Source organism: Candidatus Nanopelagicales bacterium, from assembly GCA_018003655.1.
GTDB lineage: Bacteria > Actinomycetota > Actinomycetes > S36-B12 > UBA10799 > JAGNDY01.
In genome coordinates this window covers 1-5,469 of record JAGNDY010000110.1, presented here as the reverse complement: position 1 = coordinate 5,469, position 5,469 = coordinate 1, and the positions used below count along the sequence as shown (strand labels likewise).

Here is a 5,469-nt window from a genome sequence, read left to right as displayed (position 1 = left end):
CAACTGCGATCATGGTCGGCACGGGCCTGGGCGCCGAGCGTGGCGTGCTGTTCAAGAACGCCGCAGCCATCGAGACGTCCAAGAAGGTCGACGTCGTGGTTATGGACAAGACGGGAACGCTCACGGTGGGGCAACCGGAGGTCACTGATTTCCTCGTCCTAGACGGTCGTGACGAGGAGGATGTGCTGTCCCTCCTCGCCGCGACCGAAAGGGAATCCGAACACCCGCTGGCGCGCGCACTCGTTGAGTACGCCGACGGAAGGGGGGCTCGGGCCCTCAGCGCGGACAGCTTCGATTCGATCCCCGGACAAGGCGCGGTCGCGACGGTGGATGGAACCACAGTTGTGGTCGGCAATCAGCGGCTGATGGAGCGGGAGAACATCGACTTGGCGGGAGTCGCTTCGGAGCTTCAGAAGCTCGCCGCGAACGGTCGGACGGCGATTGCCGTTTCGCTCGACGGGCGCGCCGTCGCTGTCGCCGGAATTGCGGATACGCCGCGACCCACCGCCCGCGCCGCCGTGATGAAACTGACCGAACTGGGGGTCGAGGTCGTCATGCTGACCGGCGATAACCAGGCGACTGCTTCCCGGATCGCCACCGAGATCGGCGTCACCAGTGTCGTCGCCGATGTGTTGCCCGCCGACAAGGCAAGCAAGGTCGCGGACCTGCAAGCGCAGGGCAAGGTCGTGGCGATGGTTGGCGACGGGGTGAACGACGCTCCCGCGCTGGCACAAGCCGATGTTGGGATCGCGATCGGCACAGGCACGGACGTCGCCGTCGAAACCGCTGACATTGTTTTGATGCGCTCTGATCCGCTCGACGTCGCGACCGCACTGACGATCGGTCGAGCCACGGTTCGCAAGATGAAGCAGAACCTCGGGTGGGCCGTTGGTTATAACTCCGTGGCGCTGCCCATCGCGGCCGGGGTATTTGTGCCTGTTTTCGGATTGACTCTGCGCCCAGAGATCGCCGCAATAACGATGGCGGGATCCAGCATCATCGTCGCCGTCAATGCGCTCTTGCTCAAGCGTCTGCGGCTGCCAGACCGGAGTCTCGAAGGCGGCGCCACCAACCCGTAGCTGGCGACCGACTACAGACTCGCGAGCGAGGTAAAGGTTCGGCCGCCGTCGGTTCAGACCACGACAGCAGGGCAAGGGTCGGTGCCCCGGGTACCGCGGCGAAACTAGTGCCGCCGTTGGTTGACCGCTGAAGCCCGGTCGGGCTGGAACTGCAGGCAGATAAGACGGCCGTCGCTGTTACTGCCAGCATCGATGCCGCGCCGAGGACTACCGGCGGGTTCGGTAGCTGACGAAGAACATGCCGCCGGCGAAGCGTCGCTCATTTACCAACTCAAGGTCGACTCGCACGTCGGTCGGGAAAGCCGGGTTGCCGCCCCCGACGATGACGGGTGCAACGACAAACTGGAAGCAGTCCACGAGCCCCGCCCGAATGGCGTGCGCGGCCAAGGCCGGACCGCCGATACTGATATCTGCGGCAGCGCCCGCCTTGAGTTCACGGATCGCAGCGGCATCGAACTCGCGCTCAAGCCGAGTCTTGGCACTGGAGACCGAATCGAGGGTGCGCGAGTAGACGACCTTGTCAGCGGCCTGCCAGATGTTGGCGTAGTCGGCCATCACCGCGCTGTCGCCGACGAACGTCTCGGGCGTCTCCCAGGCGACCATCACCTCGTACATTCGACGGCCCATCAGGTGAGTGCCTATGCCGCGCGTCAAATCGTTGAAGAATTCGTGCACTTCTTCGTCGGGCGTACCCCAGTCAAAGTTCCCGTTCCGGTCGGCGATGTATCCGTCCAGGGAGATCACTGACGCGTAAATCAGCTCGGCCATTGGGATCCTCCGAATTCTCCGTCAGTCGGGACTCCGTGCAGGGCAGGTTGCACACGCTCGAGCATGACACCGCGCGTGCCACCGTGCCTCACCCAGTCGAGTCCACGCGGAGGAATCCCCGACCGGAATCACCTAGGGTCCCACCCGTGACCAACCGCACATCCCGCGCCGGCAAGCTGCTGGTAACCATCGCCGTCCTCGCACTTGCGGCTTGTTCCAGCTCCCAGGCCGACCCCTCGTCCACCACGTCCGTGGGAACCAGGGCCGTCGTCGTAGTGAGTGGCTTCGCCGCTGAGTCCCCGTTCACGACACCGACACAGGGATGCGGCAAAGGATTGGCAGCTGGCGTGAGTTCGACCGCGTTGCGGGACTCGCTGATCGCCGCTGGCTTCCAGGCATACACGGCTCCGGCCCAGGTCGGACCGGGCCAGATCAAGGAGTACTCCGGCTTCGGCCCGTTCTCGCAGTGTCCGCCAGCGTTACCTGAATCGGTCACCGTCAACGCATTGAAGCCGATCGACGACGGCGGTCAACGGCTGAGCGCATTCATCAACTACTTGCATTCGGAATACGGCGTCGGCTCGGTCGACATCGTGGCGCACTCAATGGGAGGGCTGTTCTCCCGCTCGGCGATCAAGGCGTTGCGTGATGGGAACTCCCCGGTCGCGGTGAACTCACTGACAACTATCGGAACGCCGTGGGAAGGCTCATTCGCTGCCGACGTTGCAGCCGGCGAGCTACCCAAGTCAGTCTGTGGCAAGCAGACCTCGTGCATCGAAGTCGTTGATCAGGTTGAGCAACTGGCCGCCCAGGGGAAGGGTTCGCCGGCAGGACTATCGAGGACCTTCCTGGACGGTGCCGATGGCAAGTCGGGTTGGAACGCAGCCCAGGCCGGTGCTCTCGACGGGATACCGGTCACCCTGTTTGCCGGCAACCTGCTCAACTTGCCGAACGGAAATCCGCGAGCGTGGCCCAACGATGGACTCGTCCAGCTCAGTAGTGCACTGGCACCGGGGGTGTCCGACGCCGTGCTGCCACACCGGAGTTGCCAGGTCAGGCCCGACGTCCACAGCGCCTTCTTCACCAACGAATTGAAGCTGCCTCGCGATCAGGCCCTCACGTGGGATCCGGTCGTGCTGAGTGCGGTCAATCAGGCAGTTGCGACTTCCACGAAGGCGCTGGCTGAACCCAACCGGACAGGTTGCCCGTAGGCGTGCTCCCACGCTCTTGCTGAACACGAGATGAACGTCAGCCTGTTGCCCTGGCTCGGTTTGCCCGCGTCCACTTCACTAGCGTGATAGCCAGACATGGCTTCGAAGGATGGGTGGCGCGGTGACAAAAAGGAAGCCGGAAAGCCTCAGCAGGTTGATCGGCGAATCGATCCGCCCACTGCCGGAGGCATCGGTCGCCTTCTACACCCTGGCAACCGCCGGCCCGCAGGCGCGACCGGGCCTGTTGGTGAAGCTACGTGCCTTGGAGGCGGACGCCGACTCGCGCCACGTCACGGCACTGCGAAAGTCCACTGGCTCCTTCAAGACCCCGTTGGACCACGAAGACGTCCTCAAGCTGGCGGAGGCGGCGGTCGACTACATCGACCAGCTTGGTCATGTGGCGATTCTGCTTGTGGGCTACAAGATGGGTTCCCTGCCCAAGCCGTTGATCTCCATGTCCAAGGCCTTGATTGGCGCGGCCGAGGAGCTCGCGCTGGCCGCAGGCTTACTCAAGAAGCATGCGAAGTTTGAGCGCCATCTTTCCGTGGTCAACAAGCACCTCACCGACTTCAAGGACGAGTACCGAGCATTGCTAATCGACCTGCTGGCGACCGATGCCGCGCCCAACCCGGATGCCGCGCGTATTGCGTCGTTGGGGGCGGGGCTGGAGCGCGCCAACATGCTGCTGGCGGACTTGACCCGGTCACTCGTGGTCACTGCTGGCAAAGAGTAGCGAGCTGAGATCGAGCCACCAGCCAAACGGTTCCGAGGAACCCGCGAACGCGCTACAACGCGGTCGCGACGTGCTGCTTGATCTGCCGGAGTGAGGGATTGGTGAACGTGGTCCCGTCGGCCAGTACGACGGTGGGCACCGGAGGTTGTCAGCAGATCAACCCGACTGTCAGGTGGTTTCTTCCCACATGTGACGGACTCCATGTGATCGTTCGGAAGTGGTCGGCCGGAATCGTCGGTTCCTTGGCCTACCCATCCCCACTGCCGAGGAGGACAATTGGATCAGGTGCCACGCGTTGGCACCGACGGCTTTGGGGAGGCTTTCCATGGACACCACTCGGCATGCTGGCAAGACGGCAATCGTCACTGGCGCGGGGAACGGAATCGGTCGGGCGACGGTACTTCGAATGGCGCGCGAGGGAGCCCGGGTCATCGGCTGCGACGTCAACGTGGAGGCAGTCGAACACACCCGTGAGCTGGTCAGCGCCGAAGGCCTCGACGTCGAGTTGTTGATCGCCGATGTCACCAATCAGGACGATGTCGATCGCGTGGTGGCGGCTGCTGGCCCGGACCTGGACATTGTCGCGAACGTTGCGGGCGTGATGGACCACTTCCTCCCCCTCGGCGAGATGGACGATGCGACCTGGGAACGGGTCATGGGTGTCAACGTGACCGGCGTGATGCGGCTGTCGCGGGCCGCAATTCCCGTGTTTGAGGCACGCGGACAGGGTGTGATCGTCACCGTCGCGTCAAAGGCGTCCTTGGGTGCCGGTGCCGCCGGTACCGCCTACGCGACCTCCAAGCATGCGGTCATTGGATTGGTAAGGAGCATCGCGTACCTCTACGGACCCAAAGGCATTCGCTCCAACGCCGTGCTGCCCGGTGCTGTCGCTACCGAGATCGGTACTACTGCGTCGCCTTCGGTTCAATGGGCGTTCGACCGGGCGATGTTGGCGATGGCCTCGGCGCCGCAAGCCATCGCGGACTCCGACCAGATCGCCACGGCGATCTCCTGGCTGGCTAGTGACGAGGCGTCAAACGTCAATGGCGCTCTGCTCAGCGATGACGGTGGCTGGGCGACAAGTTAGCCGATGGTGGACAGGTACTTTGACGCGGGAATAGCCTGCAAGTCCAGCAAATTCGCGAGGAGCCACCCATGTCAGAGGACGCACAAGGAATCCGGATTGAGATCGAGCAGGACGGTCCGTACGTCGTCTACGGTGGGCCCCCGATGTCGCAGGAATTCATCGTTGCCGATGGTGAGGGCGACTCACGCGAATACCGCAAGGGCAAGGACTTCTCGCTGCCAGACAAGGTGCGGCTGTGTCGGTGCGGCCAGTCGAACAGAAAGCCGTACTGCGACGGATCCCATAAGTCTGCCGATGTCGATTTGGCGGAGACCGCGTCGTTCGCACCCCGCGCCGAGGACGCCAAGGTGGTTCCCGGTGCCGATCGGGACTTGACCGATGACGAGAAGCTCTGCGCCTACGGGAGGTTCTGCGACGTCGACGGCGGCGTGTGGAGCCTGGTGTCGGACCCGGGCCGCGAGGCGAAGTCGCTCGTCGCCGGAATCGTGCACCACTGTCCGGGCGGCCGCTTGGGTCTTAAGGACCCGACTACGGGCGAGGAGCTTGACGAGCCAATCGCCGTCGGACTGGCCCTCATTGAGGACCCGCAAC

At 63.8% G+C, this 5,469-nt stretch carries 6 protein-coding genes; 5 read left to right on the top strand and 1 reads right to left on the bottom strand.

Annotation, left to right across the window (positions count from 1 at the left end):
• Nucleotides 1-1,079: heavy metal translocating P-type ATPase (locus KAZ48_10545; GenBank protein MBP7973230.1), on the top strand; the 1,079-nt coding region annotated here is incomplete at its 5' end.
• A gap of 207 nt (nucleotides 1,080-1,286) precedes the next feature.
• On the opposite strand, the gene KAZ48_10540 is transcribed toward KAZ48_10545, so the two are convergent.
• A complete protein-coding gene (locus KAZ48_10540) occupies nucleotides 1,287-1,847 on the bottom strand; it encodes a dihydrofolate reductase (GenBank protein ID MBP7973229.1) in 561 nt (186 codons plus the stop codon).
• Between the two features lie 146 nt (nucleotides 1,848-1,993).
• Here KAZ48_10540 and KAZ48_10535 point away from each other — a divergent pair, with 146 nt between their 5' ends.
• The 4 genes from KAZ48_10535 to KAZ48_10520 form a co-directional block, all read left to right on the top strand.
• Nucleotides 1,994-3,058, top strand: coding sequence for an alpha/beta hydrolase (locus tag KAZ48_10535; GenBank protein MBP7973228.1), 1,065 nt, complete (start codon nucleotides 1,994-1,996; stop codon nucleotides 3,056-3,058).
• 121 nt (nucleotides 3,059-3,179) lie between these two features.
• Nucleotides 3,180-3,791 carry a hypothetical protein gene (locus KAZ48_10530; protein ID MBP7973227.1) on the top strand — a complete coding sequence of 204 codons (612 nt, stop codon included), beginning with the start codon at nucleotides 3,180-3,182 and terminating at the stop codon, nucleotides 3,789-3,791.
• Nucleotides 3,792-4,116: 325 nt separating this feature from the next.
• Nucleotides 4,117-4,878 carry an SDR family oxidoreductase gene (locus tag KAZ48_10525; GenBank protein MBP7973226.1) on the top strand — a complete coding sequence of 254 codons (762 nt, stop codon included), beginning with the start codon at nucleotides 4,117-4,119 and terminating at the stop codon, nucleotides 4,876-4,878.
• Nucleotides 4,879-4,946: 68 nt separating this feature from the next.
• Nucleotides 4,947-5,469, top strand: a 523-nt coding sequence (locus tag KAZ48_10520) for a CDGSH iron-sulfur domain-containing protein (protein MBP7973225.1), incomplete at its 3' end; no start/stop codon positions are given.

Bases quoted from the DNA above. Each gene is read 5' to 3' on its own strand.
- KAZ48_10525 (MBP7973226.1), top strand. From the start codon at position 4,117: ATGGACACCACTCGGCATGCTGGCAAGACGGCAATCGTCACTGGCGCG.
- KAZ48_10540 (MBP7973229.1), bottom strand. From the start codon at position 1,847: ATGGCCGAGCTGATTTACGCGTCAGTGATCTCCCTGGACGGATACATC.